This window comes from Paenibacillus odorifer (genome assembly GCF_000758725.1).
GTDB lineage: Bacteria > Bacillota > Bacilli > Paenibacillales > Paenibacillaceae > Paenibacillus_AQ > Paenibacillus_AQ odorifer.
The window spans coordinates 6,077,578-6,095,468 of record NZ_CP009428.1 but is presented as its reverse complement, the minus strand read 5'-3'; the positions used below and the strand labels follow the sequence as shown (position 1 = coordinate 6,095,468).

Genomic DNA, 17,891 nt, shown 5'->3' with positions numbered 1-17,891 from the left:
TCAAAGGAGAAAAATAATGGGGAAGTATTTTGGAACAGACGGTGTGCGGGGAGTAGCAAACCGTGAATTGACTGCAGAAATGGCTTATAGCATTGGCCGTTGTGGAGGATATGTACTAGCGGGTAACTTGGATAAACCGAAGGTTGTTATCGGAATGGATACACGTATTTCCGGTCCTTTATTGGAATCCGCGCTGATTGCGGGCTTATTGTCTATTGGAGCTGATGTAATCCGTATAGGCGTAGTTAGTACACCTGCTGTTGCCTATATTACGAGATTGTTAAAAGCAGACGCAGGCGTCATGATCTCAGCTTCTCACAATCCGGTAGAGGATAACGGCATTAAGTTCTTTGGTGGGGATGGCTTCAAGCTAACAGATGAAACCGAACTGCAAATTGAAGAGCTTATGGATGCGGAGGTAGATGAATTGCCTCGTCCTATCGGTTCAGGTTTAGGTATGGTTACCGTAGATAATGATGCTAAGTATCTTTATCTGGAGTATTTGAAAACTACCATTTCTCAGGACTTTAAGGGAATCAAGGTTGTACTGGACTGTGCGCATGGCGCAGCTTATGAGCTTGCTCCAAGACTGTTCAGAGAGCTTGGCGCTGAGGTGATCTCTATCGGGGCTGAGCCAGATGGATTGAATATTAATGATGGATTTGGTTCGACACATCCAGAGACTTTGCGTGAAGAAGTCTTACGTCATGGAGCTGATTTGGGACTTGCTTTTGACGGAGATGCAGACCGCTTGATCGCTATTGATAATAATGGTGATGAAGTCGATGGTGACTTTATCCTTTGTATTTGTGGCGATGCGATGAACCGTGCAGGTAAGCTGAAGGATAGCACGATTGTATCAACCGTTATGAGTAACATCGGATTTTATAAAGCTACCGAGAAATTATCCCTGAATACCGCTAAGACAGCTGTAGGGGATCGTTATGTTATGGAAGAAATGCGTCGTGGAGGCTTTAATCTAGGTGGAGAACAGTCTGGACATGTTATTTTCCTGGATTACAATACTACTGGTGATGGTATTCTTACAGCTATTCAGCTGGTAGACACACTTAAGGCTACAGGCAAACAGCTTAGCGAAGTTAAGAGTATGATGACTAAATACCCGCAGGTGCTGGTCAATGTTCGTGTACAGGATAAGACTAATTACCCTAATAACGTAGCTATAGAAGCGGCTATCGCTGAAGTAGAAGGCAAGCTAGGCGACAATGGCCGTGTGCTTGTACGTCCGTCAGGTACGGAATCTCTAATCCGCGTTATGGCAGAGGGACCGGATAAGGCAGATCTGGATCTTTATGTGAATCAAATTGTGGAAGTAGTTCAACGCGAATTGGTATAATCCATTACCTTAACTATAAGGCTGGTGCAGTGAGCGAGAGCGATTCGGACTCGTTGCACCAGTGTTATTTTATTTTAGGATTGGATCGTTTGAACTGGTTTTGTAAAATTTAGGTTGGTGCGCCATTGCCAAAGTACTACAAGGTGCATATAATAGATTAAGTGTCATTCTAGAAGGAAAGCGGGGATTGTGAGGTTAGCAATAGCAAGCGCCAGAGCTTGGTCTAGCGCGGGGGAGAAGGGAAAGCTGCTTACTTGTTATGTAGGCTATGGCTTGAACGGATCACGGCAGACGTAAGCTGACGAGGTGGAGGTGTTCGAAATGTTCGGCGGGGACCTCCCGGTGATGCACCAGAGCCGTAAATGGATACGGAAAATGAAAGGGCGACCTTTCACACAACGTTTTCATGGGTGCAACAAATTATATTATTCATGTGTGCGCGCATCAGAAGGAAACACGTTATTTCTGCCACGGCAGAGGAGAAGGCTGTGCATTTCATGAACATTAGAATGTAAGTGACAGTTTATTTTGTTGATCCTAAAATACAACAGAATATTTGCTTTTTCTCAAAAACATGCCGCACGGCACGTTTCTTTCCTTATGCCGCCACATTACGATAACTCGGACGGGGGAAATTATAATGTGTGGTATTGTAGGATATATTGGTAATCAGAATTCGCAGGGGATCTTGGTTGAGGGCTTGAAGAAATTGGAATATCGTGGATATGATTCCGCTGGTATTGCTGTATTTACCCAAGAAGGACTGCAAGTAGTGAAAGCTCAAGGCCGTTTGGCGAATCTGCAGTCGAAGCTCCAAGACAGCCCGCTGGCAGGTAGCGCAGGTATCGGACACACACGCTGGGCGACTCACGGTAAACCATCCGATGAGAACTCACATCCACATACGGATAACAGCATGAAGTTCTCGGTAGTTCACAACGGTATTGTCGAAAACTATCTGGATCTGAAAGAAGAGCTGATCGCTGGCGGATGCCACTTTGTCTCTGAAACAGATACAGAAGTTATTTCACATCTTATTGCTCGCGAATATGACGGGGATATCGTGAAGGCTGTACAAAAAGCGATTACGTTCATGCGCGGTGCGTTTGCATTAGGCGTCCTGACTGAATATGAACCAGATAAACTGGTGGCTGTGCGTCAAGCTAGCCCGCTCATTATCGGTCTTGGCGAAGGAGAAAACTTTATCGGGTCAGATATTCCTGCACTGCTTGAATATACCCGTAACGTATATATTTTGAATGACGGCGAAATGGCTGTGCTGACAAGAGATGCTGTCGAATTGATGACGATTGAAGGCAATTTTATTTCTCGGGAAATGATTACTGTCGATTGGGATGCAGTTACCGCAGAAAAAGGCGGTTACGAGCATTTCATGCTGAAAGAAATACACGAGCAACCTAAGGCTTACCGCGACACAATGCGTGGTCGCATCAATGCGGAAGGCAACAAGGTTGTATTGCCTGAACTGAACATGACTGAAGAACAAATCAAGAACATCCGTAACATTCAAGTCGTTGCTTGCGGAACAGCATATAACGCAGGTGTGGTAGGACGTACTATGATCGAATCTTTGGTTCGTATTCCGGTTGAGAATGATATTGCTTCGGAATATCGTTATCGTTCACCAATCGTGACTCCAGAAACGTTGGTTATCGTAGTCAGCCAATCCGGTGAGACTGCAGATACTTTGGCAGCTCTGCGTGAAGCTCAAGCTAACGGTGCACATGTATTGGCGATCACTAACGTAGTGGGCAGCTCTATTGCTCGGGAAGCGAACGATGTGTTGGTAACCTTGGCGGGTCCGGAAATTGCAGTAGCTTCGACCAAAGCTTACACTTCACAATTGATCGCATTTGGATTGTTTGCCCTTTACTTGGCTGAAGTTCGTGGAACACAAACCGAAGCACAAGTTACTAAGATTCTTGCAGCTATGCAATCTCTGCCAGAGCAAGTGGAAGAGATCCTAGCTCAAAAAGAAGCGATCAAAGGTTATGCTGAACAAATTTCTGAGCACAAAAACTTGTTCTTCATCGGCCGCGGCGTAGACTACGCTGTTGCTCAAGAAGGATCTTTGAAGCTGAAAGAAATCTCTTATATTCACTCCGAAGCTTATGCTGCAGGTGAATTGAAACACGGTACATTGGCTCTGATCGAAGAAGGTGTTCCAGTTATTGCCCTGGCAACTCAGGAAGCTGTACTTGAGAAGACCGTCAGCAACATCAAAGAAGTGAAAGCTCGTGGCGCAGACGTGCTGGCAATCACTCACCAAGAGCATTTGACTGACCTGCTTAGATCAGTTGATCAAGTGTTCGTGATTCCAAAGACACTTCCAATGCTGACAGCAGCTTTGTCCGTAGTGCCTCTGCAATTATTGTCTTATTATGCTTCTCTTGCGCTGGGTCATGATGTGGATAAACCACGTAACTTGGCGAAGAGTGTTACTGTGGAGTAGGTTTGGTGATATAAAAGTACAGTTGTTGTCAAAAGAAAATAAAGTATTAGACTGACGATGCTTCATTAAGCTAACTGGCAGGAAAGTTTAAATATTCAATATACGGTATTATTTTAATTATATCGATAGTAGTACTTTTTATATGCATCGGATACATTCATTTCCAAAGGATGGTTCAAAACAGTCAAACAAAATCATGAGAAGGTATAAGCCGCTGTAATGCGGCTTATACCTTATTTTGATGGAATTCACGATCAAGCTTAATTTTGGCCCTCGGGTACATCATAAGATAATCGATTTACGGGTCGGATTAACAACTTTATCAAGGTGATTTTCCATTACAAGAGGGAGGGATATTGTATCGGTCATAGGCCGGTGGAATAGTCGAAGAGGTACGACCAGAAGTTTCAAAAGTGAAACAGGGGTTATCCCTTTCAATATTGTATCTGACTTCATACGAGCTAATATTTAACTACTGGCTACTCAGAAAATTGTAAGGTAATATCGCCGTTATTTGTATAAGCAGATAATTTTTTTGAACCATTCTCTTTATTGGCAGGCAAATTGCTATCTCCTTTCTTTACCTTGCTTAAGATCGCGAAATCATCATATGACCCTAGAATTGAACCGCTAATATTTCCGTTTTTTGTTTCAAGGGTTATAGCCGTCCCTGCATTCAATTTGTCCAGTTGGATATTTCCGTTATTTATGTTTACTTCCACTGTCCCCAAAAACGCGATTGTTGGTAATACAATACTTTCATTTGATGTTTTTAAAGTCAAATTTTTTAAAGTTGCATCAGGTATCCATACCTGAATAGTTCTGGTTACTTGCGAGCCTTTTCCTCCGATATAGTCATTCCATTCCTTATTACTGTCACTTACCATTGATAGTTCTTTATCATCAGATAGATCAATCTTGTAAAAATCTTTCTCACTTTCATAGTAAACAATATGAATTTGTTCATCTTTAGATTGGAGGATAGTTATTTTTTTGTCCTTTACATCAATTGTTAAGGTATCAATCTTTTGGGCAGGGATGATGTAATTTTTTTCCTCCATGGAAGTGGAGTGGGAGGAGCATCCTGCCAATGATATCAATAGTGTCACCAATATGCCTATAGTAGTTAGTAATTTTTTTGCAGTACTTTTCATTATAAAATGCTCCTTTGTTAAATCATTTTTCTTTTTAATATAGCCAGTCCTACGAATACCAATCCTAAGCTGCTCTGCAAAAAAAATTGCGATATGCAACTAAGCATTAGAGCTAAACATAATGATCTTGAAAAAGTCTACCCAAATATGTTGCAAGAGTTGGATCGGATCATTTTTGTATTTCGTTGCGTTTATCAGTCGCATATGTTTTAATCATCATAAACTTTTGTGTTACAAAAAGGTCAAGAGGGTAGATATGAACAACTATTTTACAATTAAGCAAGCAGCAGAAATCGTAGAGATGACCAGTGAGACCTTGCGGCACTATGATCGTATTGGGTTAGTCAAGCCATGCCATAAAGATGAATTGTCGGGATATCGATACTATTCCGAGCAGGAGCTCGTAAAGCTGCAAACCATTGAACTGCTCAAAGCAATGGATCTTACTTTAATGGATATTAAAGATATATTGCAGCAGAATGATCTCTCTAAAGTAATTGATTTTCTAAAACAGGCAGAAAAAAGAGCAGACGATAAAATTGCTCGTCTGCAGTATGCAAAATCGAAAATTAAACGTGCCTATCTACATTATGAAAATAAGTTCCACAACGATTATAGTCAAAGTGAAAATTACTTTGTCAGACACATAGAGGAAAGGGTAATTATGTTTTCGAATAAAATGGAAAGCCCCACACTTAAGAATTTATGGGACTATCACAGACATTTCTATCAACAAATTGAGACTTCTCTGCATTCACAATTTCTGTTTGAAGATATGGCGGGAATGTTTACGACTGAAGGAATAACACGGTTATTTGCTGTTTGCTTGAAATATCCGTCTTTAGAGGGGTTAACTGTGCTACCAGAAGGGGACTATCTGTGTGCAAACTGTACCGAAGAGAATAAGAATGCTGTATTACAAAATTTACTTGAAAGGGCAAAGACGGAATACGATGTGTGTCCAGATTTTGTTCTTCATAACATTATTGTGACTGGAATATTGCAGTGGGATTATCAGATACAACTGTTCATTAAGAAAAGCACATGTTAGATTAAAAGTCGCTAATTTAGCGGCTTTTTTTTGATTAAGCAATCACGTTTCTTGCCCCAGGCTGAGGACAAGAACGTTATACTTCGCCGATTAGCTAAATATTTAACTATTGTTCAATGTTATCTATTTAGCTAACTGGCAGATTAACACTATATGCCTCTTAGGATTTGTATGCTTAAGTGAAAAAAGTATTATCATGAATTCTCTAATGTGAATAAATACAAATTCCACTTCAGTTAATCCATTTTCTATACATATTTTTAATAGTATATTGAGGTAAATAAAGTGATTATTCACTTTGATAAATCCGAAATTTCTTTGTTGGTATTATTTTATGGCTTCGTAAGGATTGCAAAACCATCGAAATATGGGAGTTTAAAACAGATGCTGTGCCGTAGTTAGTTTTATGAAAGGAAGGTATAGGGGTGAGTATTTATTACGCTTCAAGCAAAGAGGATATCACTAAGGATGCACTCCAAGAGTTATTTCTTTCGGTAGAATGGGAGTCTGGCAAGTATCCAAACGAGCTTTTACAAGCAATCGGAGGGTCTCATTCAATTGTTACCGCTTGGGAAGGAGGAAAGCTTGTCGGTTTAATAAATGCTTTGTCAGATGGTGTTTTAACGGTATATTTTCATTATATGCTTATTAATCCGAGTTATCAGAGTATAGGTATAGGAAAGGAAATGATGAATATAATGCTTGATAGATATAAAGGGTGTAAAACCAAAGTATTAATTTCTTATCCGCATGCAGTGGATTTCTATAATAAATTTGGCTTTAATACAGAGGATGGAGCTACACCAATGTTTATCTCAGAGTTGATATGATTAAACTAACGGGTCACGATAATTGAACAATAACAGCGGCAGTCTAATACTTATTTTTTATGAATCTGACGATTTCAGCCACGTGGGTAAAAGAGTCCTCCATGCGTCCGATTATCACTCGCTTGATACCGTTCGTATTCCCTCTGATATCTATGGTACAAAATTTGAGTTATCACTCAAGCCTTGTTCAAGCTGCTGTGTGTCAGTTTCAATGTCCGGCTGCGGTGGTCGTAATGCATCTCTATCCCCAGTGATCTGCTTAGCGGGCCTAACGGAACCATCAATTTTCCATTCCTCAACTGCGGCTGAGTCCCGATAAGAGGGACCTTTCTGGAATTCACAGTCAACTCCATCAGCGGCTCAGTATGCTTCAGCTGTTCTATGGATAAAGCCGCGGTGAGGGTTTCGTCCCCTTCGTTAATCCGCGGTGCGTTCAGATTCGTTCTGGAGCTTAAGCCCTCCCGGGTATTGAATTTCAATTTGATTCCGAGTGAATCGCTTGCATCCAGCAGCTTTTCATTATAGGAACCGTAGGGAAAAGCAATAGCTGAATCCGTATTGCCTAGCTCTTCCTTTAGCCTGCGTTCCGCCAGAGCCAGGTCCCCGGTTACCCTTCTGTAGTATTCTTCATTTAGCTCATTGCGGTTCTCATCATCAATGTACAGCAAGGCACTCGCCGACGGACGGGTACCTCCTTCTGCATCGACAATGCCATAATAATGCAGATTGTACGTATGATTATAGAAGCCCATTCCGGCACGTTTCATCTCCCTCATCTGCTCCCAGGTCAGTTTTGGTACCTTCCGCCCATCCGGGTTATCAACATCAGAAACAATGATGAAGTTAATTGCGGTGTAACCATGCTTTTGCAGAATAGGAAACGCCAGCTTATAAAAGCTCTCATAACCATCATCAAAAGTCAGCAGAACTGCATTATCGGGAACCGGAGCATTCTCCAGCATAAACTGCCGGTATTGCTCCATCGTAATGACCTGAAAGCCCTCCTGCTCCAGCAGCCGCATTTGTTCATCAAACTGTTCTGCGGATAATACACCGGGATAAAGCGATAACGATTCTTCTGTGAGATGATGGTACATGAGTACCGCCACCTGATCTTTGTAGTAAATGCCCTCGGGAAGTGGAGTCTGCTTCTCCCAGCCGATACGGGCATTAAGAACCTGCTCAGCTACGTCTTTAGCAAGCATAAATTCATGATCCGGATTCAGAACATAGGCATCTGTTGTGATCTTGTATCCGTCAACACTGGTGATTTCCAGCTTAGACATAGTTTTATACGTAAGAAGAGCAGACAAGCAGACCATTAGCGATAAAATTACGAGGATATAATATTTTTTTAGTTTTAGTTTGTTTAGTTTCAATGTTTAAGTCTCCCTACATCCTGATTGCATTAATATATATATAACGCTTCAGACACCCAAAAATGTGACAGGGATTCTTGGACAGTTTTTCAGCCGATCAGAGTTGCCCTTTTTATAGAAGTAAAGGGCAGGATAACTAAGTAATTTCGCGAATACTCAACAGATGGAATTATCACAAAGTTCCCAAATAAGACGTTATAAGAAATCGGCGAGAAACTATAAGGAGCAGAAAACATGAAATGCCCTCACTGTAACAACGAATTAAGTGAACTTCCTTTATGTTACGGAAGTGAAGCACCATATTATTTTTACACTGTACCAGAAGAGAAAAGAACAGAATTAATTAGAGATTTTTGTGTAATTGATGAACAGCATTTCTTTATTAGAGGACATATTGAAATACCAATAATTGATAGCAAAGAGAAATTTATATGGAGTGTGTGGGTTTCTCTTAGTGAAGAAAACTTTCTGAAGTCTAATGAATTATTGCACGTAGAAGGAAGGGAGACGGAAGAACCTTATTTTGGTTGGTTATCGACTGAACTTTCAATATATCCAATAACTACATTATCGTTAAAGACAATGGTGCATACACAAGAGGTTGGTGCTGTTCCGTTAATAGAATTAGAACAAACGAATCATCAACTTGCAGTTGAACAAAGAGAAGGAATTACAATGGAGAGAGTTAAAGAAATTGCTCATTTAATAAATCATAGTCAGTAAGAGAAGAATTTGAAAGTATAGTCGAAGAAGCTGCCGGCAGATTACTAAATCATATCTACGCCGCTCTCCTTGGTCTGCTAAGTCTAAGACTTTATTTTCTGCTGACAATGACACGTTAGTCCCGATGATGTGAATAATCATCGGGACTTTTTTATTAAAAAGGCAAACTTTCGGAGGGTATATTCTTGAGGCAGGCTAAGCTAACTGAACTTTTCTTTCATAAGTTTTCGCCCGTAAAACACTCAACGTCACCCCGTACTCCTATTAGGGAGTTAGCGGGTGGCGTTTTTTCATGCCCAATTCTACAGATGTAGTATCAACAAGGCGTGCCCTAAATCATTACACCAATAAAGATCACGGGTTAAATTGCAATCAATTTCAGCTGATGGAAAGTTAGCTTTACATACATACTTCAATGTGTTATTCTTACGGAAAGTTAACTTTCCATAATTGCTTCAGGAGGTAAGATATTGAAAAACAGGCTTGAAGAGATTAGAAAAGAAAAAGGTATTAAACAAGAAGAACTAGCGGATAAATTGGAAGTATCCAGGCAAACGATTGGTTCACTTGAAAATGGCCGGTATAACCCATCCATCATTCTTGCATTTAAGATTGCGCGATTTTTTGAAATGAGTATTGAAGATATTTTCATTTACGAGGAGGAGCTGGGTAATGAAAACGGCGAGTAAATGGGTGTTCTTAACAATTGCAGGTGCTATTATGGTTTATATGGGTGGATTTATTTTAATCGACGAGAAGCTAAAAGGAATTTCCGGTTTGCTCATTGGTGTGGGTTCAGTCCTTGCAGTGCTTGGAGTAGGAAATATGGTGTATTCGTTATGGCTTAATAAGCCTCAGAACAAAGTAAAAAATGATGAGAAAGTTAGAATGAGTAAAATTGAGGCTAATGATGAACGGAAAATAAGAATAAGAGAAAAAGCCGGTTGGAAAACTAATATTGTTAACTTTTACATCCTAATGGCTCTAACTGTTGTATTTAGTTTAATGGGAGTAGATCAAACTGTAGTCACTGTGTTATGTGGTGTTTTTATTTTTCAAATCTCCTTAGGAATCTTCCTGTTTAATTATTATGCTAAGAGAATGTAGTTGATATGACGTAACATCAAATAGACTATTCGAAAATATTTTTTTAGGAGAGAATGACATGGAAGTATTTGCAGAATATTTAGCGCAGATTGATAACCCGCAACATCGGGAAAGAATGGAAGAAGTTTTGGCTTGGGTAGCTGGAAAATTTACTGATTTAAAGCCAAAAGTTGCGTGGAATCAGCCTATGTTTACCGATCACGAGACTTTTATTATTGGCTTCAGTGTATCCAAACATCATTTGGCGGTTGCCCCTGAAATTGCAGGAATTAATCGTTTTTCTGATGAAATTGTGCAGGCAGGTTATGATCATACCAAGCAGTTATTACGCATCCGATGGGAAAGTCCAGTTGATTTCTCATTACTTGAAAAAATGATCGAGTTTAATATTTTGGATAAGGCAGACTGTTCAACTTTTTGGCGGAAATAAAACGTATTATTTAGCGTTCAATTCATTTTAAGCAAATTTATATGTGGAAGCACCGGAGGACAAGTCACTTTAATACGTGATTTGTCTTTTTTATTTAAATTCTCAGCGTGAAATATTCAATATTTTGGAAGGTGGATGGAATGTTGAAAGCGAATTTATACACGTTAGTTCAACCTGATGAATGCTGAAAAATGGAAGTGAGACAAATGGCTACTGTAGGCGAGAGCCAATTCAGATTGGAGGATGAAAATGCTACTAAACGATGATCACTATTAGAGCTATTAAGAGGTCAGGGTGTTCCTGAGATTCTTGAGATTAAAAGAACAAAACAAGAAATACGCAATCGAGCAGCACTCAATAAAATAGAAGTGTATACGAAAGACAATAAGGTTTTGTCGTTATTAGAGAAAATCACAAAGTCAGATCATATTCCATATGAAAATATGATTTATAATCATTACTATACCAAGGATGTATCTATTCCGAGAGTCTTTTTTAATAAATATGATACAGTCGGACAAGAGGGGATATTGTTGATGGAAGATCTGACCCCGACACATACCAATTTAGCTGACTGGGAAGTACCTATTGATTCTGATAAATTAGCAAACATTATTGATGTGATCGTACAGTTTCATTCTGCTTCTTGGGGGACAAGCGAGTTAGCTCATCCCGAGCATTTGAAAAGTACAGAGCATTATTTAAAGCATATTTCGTATTTGGAGAGAGATTATCTAGCTTTTAGAAAGCACCAGACTTATAACCTTGGGGAAGAACAGTTTAGTATTTACGAGAAGAGTTTACTTAGCTTGCGTGAAAATGCCCAGAAACATATTAGTCGTATATCCAGATATCAAAATACCACATGCATTCATGGTGATCTAAATGTTGGCAATTTATTATATCCGATGTTTAGCAGTTCAAGGCCGTGCATCATTGATCTTGAAGCTGTGAAGGTGGGGCTTTGTACGGAGGATCTCGTTATGTTATTTATCCACGATTTGTTTCATGGCAGTGAGGAGACTACACGTATTTTTGATCTGTATTTTCATTCAATTAACAATAAAATCAGGAGCGCATACACGTACACACAATTTGTGGAGGACGTTAGATTATCGATTATGGAAGGACTCTTTTTTCCAATAAAGTTATTTGTTCATGAAGGAATTAAGGATGAGGAGCTTATATGGAAGTCGATAAATGCTTATAAGAATCTCGTCGAAATATAGCCTGAACTTAAAAGATAGTTGGAATTCTGTTGTTAGAATAGAGGTGAATATAATAAAACATACAAAGATATCTTTAGTTATTCTATTCGTTCTGTGTATAACTTTAGTCACCGGGTGCAATAGCCATTGGGTTCAGAAGTACGGAAAAGGTGATTATTGGGAAACAATTATTGAGCATAATGAATCAACAGGTGAGATAAATTACGAAATCAATTATATAGGGACTGAACCTACCATAAAGATTTTTATATTTGAGTATTCAAGTGAGTATTTTAATACTAAGGGAGGTTTCGGTAAGAGTAAGACAGAGGGTGGTTTGAAAATGAAAATGACTGAATTTTCAAATGAATTGGATTTAAATAAACAGACAATAAAGTTAATGCTAACATGGAACAATAAAGCAGAAGAGATAATACTCGAATAGATTTTCGAAGAAGAATACATATCAGCTAACATAGAATTCACGCTATGAGCTCATTTATGTCTGTGGAAGACCCAAGACTATGCTGAAAGGAAGTGGCCGTGGCCCTCGTTGTTTTTTCTTCAGATGTCTGGATACCCCGGATCAGGGAAGTCTTCATTAGCCAGAGTAATAGCGCAGCATACTTCTGCTGTTATTCTTGATCACGACATTGTAAAGTCTTCTCTTATGGAATCACTTGGAGCAAACTTTGGGTTCAAGGAAGTTGGGGAAATTTCGTATGATATTGAATGGGCCTTGATAGATTTTCACTTATCTCAAGGTCATAATGTTATACTCGATAGCCCTTGTTTATACTCTGAGATGATAGAGAGAGGATTGAATCTGACCCAGAAATATAATGCGGAATATAAATATGTAGAATGTTTATTAAATGACTATGACGAGCTCAATAATAGACTGCGAAATAGAAAAAGAATGATTAGCCAGATTGAAAGAGTGCCTTCTGAAGAGACATTACTTAAAACTATTGAAAATGCTAAAAAGCCCTCTAATGTCAGAATACATATTGTTAATACAAAGGAACCGATTGAATCCTATATTAAAAGTGTCATTGAATACTTAAATGCTTAGCGTAAATTTTGAGGAGGGGAACAGATGGATTTTGAAAAAGCAGCCCATTTCATTTGGACACATGGCAGATTATTAGAAAGAAGGGTTTTTGAATATATTTTCCACGGTGGATCAATAAGCAATGTTGTGACTTCTCTAATAGCCTACCAGAACGAAGATGGTGGGTTTGGAAATGCAATAGAGCCAGATTTACGGGCACCTGGTAGTCAGCCACTTTTCATGGAATTTGCACTACGTTTCTTATATGACTGTAACATAAAAGACGAAGAACTCTCTCAAAAAGCATGTGATTATATTTCAAAGCATACTGACTTAAAAAAAGGGATTCCAACAATATTTCCTTCATCATCGAACTATCCAAGAGCAGAACATTGGAATAACCCTCTTTCTCCAGAGCCATCATTTAGCAGACTTACTGGTCTTGTCGGGCTTCTTAAATGGCAAGGGATAGAACATTCCTGGCTTGATAAAGCGACAGAAATTTGTTTGGAAGATATTCGCGCACAAGCCTATGATGATGCGCATACAATTTTGACTGCATTTTATTTATTGGAAAGCTTACCTCAATCGGATTTTATCAAAGGATTATTTCAAAAATTATCTAAGGAGCTTATTACTGCCAACTTTTTTTGCTTGGATGCCGCATCCCACAGTTATGGACTCTCTCCTCTAGAATTTTCGCCATCACCAACTTCTTACTGTAGCAGCATATTTTCTGATGAAACCATTCTTGATCATTTAAAAGTATTAGAATACCAACAGGAGGATGATGGAGGATGGCAGATAAAATGGGAGCCTCCCGGTGAAACAGCGAGGTTGGAATGGAGAGCCTATAAGACGCTAAAGAGTTTGATGATACTAAATTCATACAATAAGATTAATCTATAAATTGAGCGCGGAGATAATAAACAATGCAAGGAGAGAACCTATGAAAAAATTAAGGAGAATCATAATTCCGTTATTCTTAATCTTTTTATTGGGATGTAGTGATGAGGAAATTAGCGATAATTCAAAAAAAGAATATAGCAAAGCTGAACAATTTATTACCGATATGGGCTATCTGATCATTAGTAATGAAGGAATTGTTTCTGAATATTTATTAGATAAAAAACTGCTGACGGAAATGCCATACATACAATATTGGAGTGTTCAAAGTGTTGATCCAATCGATTATATAGGTAAGGAAATAACTACAAGTAAGTTAATCGTTAAAAACCACCCCTTAGATAATGAGAAGGATAATACAAAAAAACAAACCCTGATTTTTCTGCTAGAAGCAGACGATGAAGTGATAGGAGGCTATAGTTTTCCTGATTTCGATGAATTACATATGGGTTGGGTTTACACCATTGATGGAAAAACACTCGAAGAATTGACCGGAGAAGCTTTCCCGAAATGGTCTAAGGAGTGGAATTTAAGATATAAATAAAGGTTTGGGAGTATTTATAAAGGAGCAGATATGAAAAAACTAATCCTAGTACTTGTAGCTGTGGTTATTATTTCGAATGCGATATGGAGTTATTTATATTTCAATAAAGAGGTCGAAACAAATTTAAACACTGGTGTTCAAGTATATACGCTTAAGGGTACAGGGGATACATGGGATGTTTTAGATTACAAAATAATAATTTCATCTAGCAAAATTTTACGGGGACATGGGAAGTTAGTGTTCAAGGGAGACCCAAGCGCTTTAGTGAATAGTAGCTATTATAAGTATGAAGTCAATGAAAAAAACACTAATAATAAGGATGAAACAGTTCTTGTAAATGAAGCTAGGTCAACGGATGGACCCGTTTCAATATTAAGTAACACTGATATCGGGTCTATAACAGGTCCGTATTCGTATGACGAATTAAATAAAAATAGACAAAATTATGAAAACACCACTTTATCTATTACATGGAATGATAATGAAGGGGAGATTCATTCCGAAACAATAAGTTTAGATATTGAGAGTGAAATTTCTCTTAAGGATGATCTTTAAGGGTGATAAGTCCAAGAGACTAAGATTGAATCTCTACGGACTGAAGGAAGATCGTCTACGCCCCAAAAGCCTGCCGGTATTTCACAGGAGACATGCCTTCAAACCTTCTGAACACTTTAATAAAATAGCTGGATTGGGCAAAACCGGACTGAGTCGCAACCTGAGCAATGGAGAGTCCTGTGGAAACCAGTAAAAGCTTGGCTTTAGCCAGCCGACAATCGGTTAAATAACGGTTTGGAGTTTTGCCCATAACCACCCGGAACAGCCTTAGAAAATGATAGCTGCTGTACCCGGTCAATCTTGCCATCGATTCCAGAGACCAAGGGCTGGCACATTCGACATGAATGATATCTGCAGCACTCCGGATGGACTGTCTAACCTCGTGCGGTACTGAGCCGTGAAGCGGCTCGGAGTTCTGCAGCAATTTAACTAGAAGCTCATACAGCAGAGCAGATAGTCTTGGCTCGCTACGGGTCACGTAGGAAGCGCTCAGTAGGTACATTTCCTCGAATAGCTCGTCCAGCTTAGCATCCAAATCAAAAGTGAACAGGTATGCACGGGACTGGTCCACTTCCTCTAATAAGGGGAGGACGATTTCAATATTAAAATGAACCCATCGGACATCCCAAGGCTCGCCTGGGTCAGAGCCGTATTGCTGATAAGCCCCTTTTGGGTACAGAAAACCTCGTCCTCTACTCATCGGAATACGTTCGCCCTCATGGAATACATAACCCTCCCCACCAAAGATCAAATGCAGGTTATAACTCCCCAGAAACCCTTCGCTTCTTCTCTCTGTATGTTGTGGAAAGTGAGTGTAATGTCCCAAAAATTCAGGATAACAGACATATTTTGAAAAAGCCGGTGTCGGCAAATACCATTGTTTCTTCATGTTTGGCAGCACCCATTTCTGTAGCGCAACAGAGCGCAAGTTGGATTAAGGCAATAAACGCAAGATTGTTATATGATAGCAATATTTTGTTATATAAGACCTCTTATCATTGATACTACAATAGAATTATAAAATATTGAAAGCATATTTTTAATACTTTGGAGGTAATGATGAAGAAACCTGTCGCAACTGAAAAATTCGAGCTTGGCGTTTGTTATTATCCGGAGCACTGGCCAGAAAACATGTGGGAGGACGATTATCGCCGGATGCGTGAACTCGGCTTTACGATCATTCGGATGGGGGAGTTTGCTTGGTCTATTTTTGAACCCACAGAAGGGGAGTTTCAGTTCGGGCTCTTTGATCGGGCGATTGATCTAGCACATAAATATGGTCTTCAGGTTGTACTTGGTACTCCGACGGCAACGCCTCCAGCTTGGTTGACTGATAAATATCCAGAAGTATTAAATGTAACCTACGAAGGTGTTACACTTCAGCATGGCATGCGCCGCCATTATAATTACAGCAGTCCTAAATACCGGGAACTGTGTGCACGTATTGCAGAACAAATGGCTGAACATTACGGCAATCATCCGGGTGTAGTTGGCTGGCAAATTGATAATGAGCTCAACTGTGAGATCAGTGAATTTTATTCGGAGAGTGACCATAAGGCCTTCCGGGAATGGCTACAGCAGAAATATGTTACGCTTGAGCATTTGAACGAGGCATGGGGAGCTGTTTTTTGGAATCAAAGCTATAGTGACTGGTCTCAGGTCTATCTTCCACGTCCGACTCCAGTACCGAAGCAACCCAATCCTCATCAGGCATTGGATGAAAAACGGTTTATTTCGGACAATACAATTTCTTTTGCCAAAAACCAAGCGGATATCATTCGTAAACTTGCCCCTAAGCAATGGGTAACCACGAACGGTCTGTTCGGTCATCTCGATAGCCATGAAATGACGGATGAACTGCTGGATTTCTTCAGCTATGATTCCTATCCTCAGTTCTCTACTATTTTTTATGACCCGAATGAGCGGAATCCGCTGAATGATAGAGGCTGGGGACTGTCATTATCTGTTGTTCGTTCGATATCCCCGAATTTCTGCATTATGGAGCAGCAGTCAGGCCCGGGTGGCTGGGTGAACCGGATGGATATGCCTTCTCCAAAGCCCGGGCAGATGCGGTTATGGACTTATCAGTCGATCGCTCATGGGGCAGATATGGTGTTATATTTCCGCTGGCGGACAGCTACGATGGGCAATGAAATTTATTGGCATGGAATCAATGACTATCATAATCAGCCTAACCGGAGAGTGCGGGAAGCGGGGCAGATCGGTCAGGAGCTGGCAGCAGCAGGTCAAGCGTTTATCGGTACTCATAATCAGGCTAACGTTGCTATTGTTCGTGATTATGACAATGAGTGGGATGGAGAATACGATGTTTGGCATGGCCCGTTTATGTGGAAGAGCAATAAGGAGTGGTACAAGGCTCTTCAGCGGAAGCATATCCCGAATGACGTGCTCTATCTGCGCAAAAAAACAACGCTGGAGGAGCTTGCAAGGTACGACGTGCTTATCTATCCTCACCCAGCGATTATGACAGATGAGACAGCGTCTCTGCTGGATGAATATGTTCAACAAGGCGGCAAACTGATCTTCGGCTGTAGAACTGGCTATAAGGATGAGCGCGGTCAATGTTATATGCGTCCTTTCCCAGGTACTGCTAAGGATCTATGCGGGATCACAGTTGAAGAATTCACAATGGTTAAGGGCAGTCGTCAGCCAACAACAATTAGCTGGTCGGGCGCGACCGAAGTCGTTACAGGAGCAGATGACTTTAATGATATTCTCAAAATAGAGGAAGCTTCGGTTGAAGTGATGGCGGTTTACGCCTCTGATTATTATGCGGGAAAACCGGCGGTAACTAGAAATCGTCGCGGCAAGGGTGAGGTTTGGTATTACGGAGCCGTATTTAACGAACAGGCAGCGGCTGAGATCATAAAATTAATTGATCTACAATCGCCAGCAAATTGGCTGGAGCTCCCAGAAGAGGTAGAGCTGCAAGTCCGTACCGGAGCTTCTTCCAGTTATGCTTTTTTGCTTAATTATAGTGAGACTCCTGTCACGATCCATCTTCATGAGACCAAAACAGATTTACTGAGCGGCACAACATTGTCGGGCGAGGTGCTTCTGGAAGGATTTGGGGTATTGGTGTTATACTAACGTACACAT

18 protein-coding genes are annotated in these 17,891 nt (G+C 40.1%); 15 read left to right on the top strand and 3 right to left on the bottom strand.

Annotation, left to right across the window (positions count from 1 at the left end):
• The first annotated feature begins 16 nt into the window (after positions 1 to 16).
• Entirely contained in the window at positions 17 to 1,357 is a 1,341-nt protein-coding gene (gene glmM, locus PODO_RS26535) for a phosphoglucosamine mutase (RefSeq protein WP_036681292.1), read from the top strand.
• A 640-nt stretch (positions 1,358 to 1,997) separates the two neighbouring features.
• On the top strand, positions 1,998 to 3,830 hold the full coding sequence (glmS, locus tag PODO_RS26530; protein WP_036681297.1) for a glutamine--fructose-6-phosphate transaminase (isomerizing): 1,833 nt from the start codon (positions 1,998 to 2,000) through the stop codon (positions 3,828 to 3,830).
• Between the two features lie 479 nt (positions 3,831 to 4,309).
• Here glmS and PODO_RS26525 read toward each other — a convergent pair whose 3' ends face one another.
• Entirely contained in the window at positions 4,310 to 4,984 is a 675-nt protein-coding gene (locus tag PODO_RS26525) for a DUF4097 family beta strand repeat-containing protein (RefSeq protein ID WP_038573411.1), read from the bottom strand.
• 256 nt (positions 4,985 to 5,240) lie between these two features.
• Between PODO_RS26525 and PODO_RS30245 the strand changes: the two genes are divergently transcribed.
• Both PODO_RS30245 and PODO_RS26515 read left to right on the top strand, forming a co-directional pair.
• The gene (locus PODO_RS30245) at positions 5,241 to 6,035 is read left to right on the top strand and encodes a MerR family transcriptional regulator (protein WP_052097344.1); all 795 of its coding nucleotides are present in this window, start codon (positions 5,241 to 5,243) and stop codon (positions 6,033 to 6,035) included.
• A 425-nt stretch (positions 6,036 to 6,460) separates the two neighbouring features.
• Positions 6,461 to 6,865, top strand: coding sequence for a GNAT family N-acetyltransferase (locus PODO_RS26515; RefSeq protein WP_038573410.1), 405 nt, complete (start codon positions 6,461 to 6,463; stop codon positions 6,863 to 6,865).
• Positions 6,866 to 7,041: 176 nt separating this feature from the next.
• Here PODO_RS26515 and PODO_RS26510 read toward each other — a convergent pair whose 3' ends face one another.
• Positions 7,042 to 8,244 carry a polysaccharide deacetylase family protein gene (locus PODO_RS26510; RefSeq protein WP_052097342.1) on the bottom strand — a complete coding sequence of 401 codons (1,203 nt, stop codon included), beginning with the start codon at positions 8,242 to 8,244 and terminating at the stop codon, positions 7,042 to 7,044.
• A gap of 234 nt (positions 8,245 to 8,478) precedes the next feature.
• Here PODO_RS26510 and PODO_RS26505 point away from each other — a divergent pair, with 234 nt between their 5' ends.
• From PODO_RS26505 to PODO_RS26460, 10 genes are all read left to right on the top strand, one after another.
• Positions 8,479 to 8,967, top strand: coding sequence for a DUF2199 domain-containing protein (locus tag PODO_RS26505; protein WP_038573408.1), 489 nt, complete (start codon positions 8,479 to 8,481; stop codon positions 8,965 to 8,967).
• Between the two features lie 470 nt (positions 8,968 to 9,437).
• Positions 9,438 to 9,656, top strand: a complete 219-nt coding sequence (locus PODO_RS26500) for a helix-turn-helix transcriptional regulator (protein ID WP_038573407.1) — start codon at positions 9,438 to 9,440, stop codon at positions 9,654 to 9,656.
• On the top strand, positions 9,640 to 10,074 hold the full coding sequence (locus tag PODO_RS26495) for a hypothetical protein (protein ID WP_038573406.1): 435 nt from the start codon (positions 9,640 to 9,642) through the stop codon (positions 10,072 to 10,074). The genes PODO_RS26500 and PODO_RS26495 overlap by 17 nt, the downstream gene beginning before the upstream one ends.
• Before the next feature lie 58 nt (positions 10,075 to 10,132).
• Complete coding sequence (locus tag PODO_RS26490; RefSeq protein ID WP_036681355.1) at positions 10,133 to 10,504, top strand: iron chaperone; 372 nt, start codon at positions 10,133 to 10,135, stop codon at positions 10,502 to 10,504.
• A 305-nt stretch (positions 10,505 to 10,809) separates the two neighbouring features.
• Positions 10,810 to 11,733 carry a phosphotransferase gene (locus PODO_RS26485; protein ID WP_080742636.1) on the top strand — a complete coding sequence of 308 codons (924 nt, stop codon included), beginning with the start codon at positions 10,810 to 10,812 and terminating at the stop codon, positions 11,731 to 11,733.
• Positions 11,734 to 11,776: 43 nt separating this feature from the next.
• Positions 11,777 to 12,157, top strand: a complete 381-nt coding sequence (locus PODO_RS26480; protein ID WP_036681359.1) for a hypothetical protein — start codon at positions 11,777 to 11,779, stop codon at positions 12,155 to 12,157.
• 108 nt (positions 12,158 to 12,265) lie between these two features.
• On the top strand, positions 12,266 to 12,787 hold the full coding sequence (locus tag PODO_RS26475) for a P-loop nucleotide/nucleoside kinase family protein (RefSeq protein WP_038573402.1): 522 nt from the start codon (positions 12,266 to 12,268) through the stop codon (positions 12,785 to 12,787).
• Between the two features lie 24 nt (positions 12,788 to 12,811).
• Positions 12,812 to 13,675 carry a hypothetical protein gene (locus tag PODO_RS26470; RefSeq protein WP_038573401.1) on the top strand — a complete coding sequence of 288 codons (864 nt, stop codon included), beginning with the start codon at positions 12,812 to 12,814 and terminating at the stop codon, positions 13,673 to 13,675.
• A gap of 40 nt (positions 13,676 to 13,715) precedes the next feature.
• On the top strand, positions 13,716 to 14,216 hold the full coding sequence (locus PODO_RS26465; RefSeq protein ID WP_052097341.1) for a hypothetical protein: 501 nt from the start codon (positions 13,716 to 13,718) through the stop codon (positions 14,214 to 14,216).
• Positions 14,217 to 14,246: 30 nt separating this feature from the next.
• The gene (locus PODO_RS26460) at positions 14,247 to 14,771 is read left to right on the top strand and encodes a hypothetical protein (protein ID WP_038573400.1); all 525 of its coding nucleotides are present in this window, start codon (positions 14,247 to 14,249) and stop codon (positions 14,769 to 14,771) included.
• 55 nt (positions 14,772 to 14,826) lie between these two features.
• Here PODO_RS26460 and PODO_RS30240 read toward each other — a convergent pair whose 3' ends face one another.
• Positions 14,827 to 15,660 carry a helix-turn-helix transcriptional regulator gene (locus PODO_RS30240; RefSeq protein ID WP_052097339.1) on the bottom strand — a complete coding sequence of 278 codons (834 nt, stop codon included), beginning with the start codon at positions 15,658 to 15,660 and terminating at the stop codon, positions 14,827 to 14,829.
• 170 nt (positions 15,661 to 15,830) lie between these two features.
• Here PODO_RS30240 and PODO_RS26450 point away from each other — a divergent pair, with 170 nt between their 5' ends.
• The gene (locus tag PODO_RS26450) at positions 15,831 to 17,882 is read left to right on the top strand and encodes a beta-galactosidase (RefSeq protein WP_038573399.1); all 2,052 of its coding nucleotides are present in this window, start codon (positions 15,831 to 15,833) and stop codon (positions 17,880 to 17,882) included.
• Positions 17,883 to 17,891: the final 9 nt, after the last annotated feature.

Coding starts and splice junctions, on each gene's coding strand:
- glmM (WP_036681292.1), top strand. CDS start 17: ATGGGGAAGTATTTTGGAACAGACGGTGTGCGGGGAGTAGCAAACCGT.
- glmS (WP_036681297.1), top strand. CDS start 1,998: ATGTGTGGTATTGTAGGATATATTGGTAATCAGAATTCGCAGGGGATC.
- PODO_RS26525 (WP_038573411.1), bottom strand. CDS start 4,984: ATGAAAAGTACTGCAAAAAAATTACTAACTACTATAGGCATATTGGTG.
- PODO_RS30245 (WP_052097344.1), top strand. CDS start 5,241: ATGAACAACTATTTTACAATTAAGCAAGCAGCAGAAATCGTAGAGATG.
- PODO_RS26505 (WP_038573408.1), top strand. CDS start 8,479: ATGAAATGCCCTCACTGTAACAACGAATTAAGTGAACTTCCTTTATGT.
- PODO_RS26495 (WP_038573406.1), top strand. CDS start 9,640: ATGAAAACGGCGAGTAAATGGGTGTTCTTAACAATTGCAGGTGCTATT.
- PODO_RS26490 (WP_036681355.1), top strand. CDS start 10,133: ATGGAAGTATTTGCAGAATATTTAGCGCAGATTGATAACCCGCAACAT.
- PODO_RS26470 (WP_038573401.1), top strand. CDS start 12,812: ATGGATTTTGAAAAAGCAGCCCATTTCATTTGGACACATGGCAGATTA.
- PODO_RS26465 (WP_052097341.1), top strand. CDS start 13,716: ATGAAAAAATTAAGGAGAATCATAATTCCGTTATTCTTAATCTTTTTA.
- PODO_RS26460 (WP_038573400.1), top strand. CDS start 14,247: ATGAAAAAACTAATCCTAGTACTTGTAGCTGTGGTTATTATTTCGAAT.
- PODO_RS30240 (WP_052097339.1), bottom strand. CDS start 15,660: ATGAAGAAACAATGGTATTTGCCGACACCGGCTTTTTCAAAATATGTC.
- PODO_RS26450 (WP_038573399.1), top strand. CDS start 15,831: ATGAAGAAACCTGTCGCAACTGAAAAATTCGAGCTTGGCGTTTGTTAT.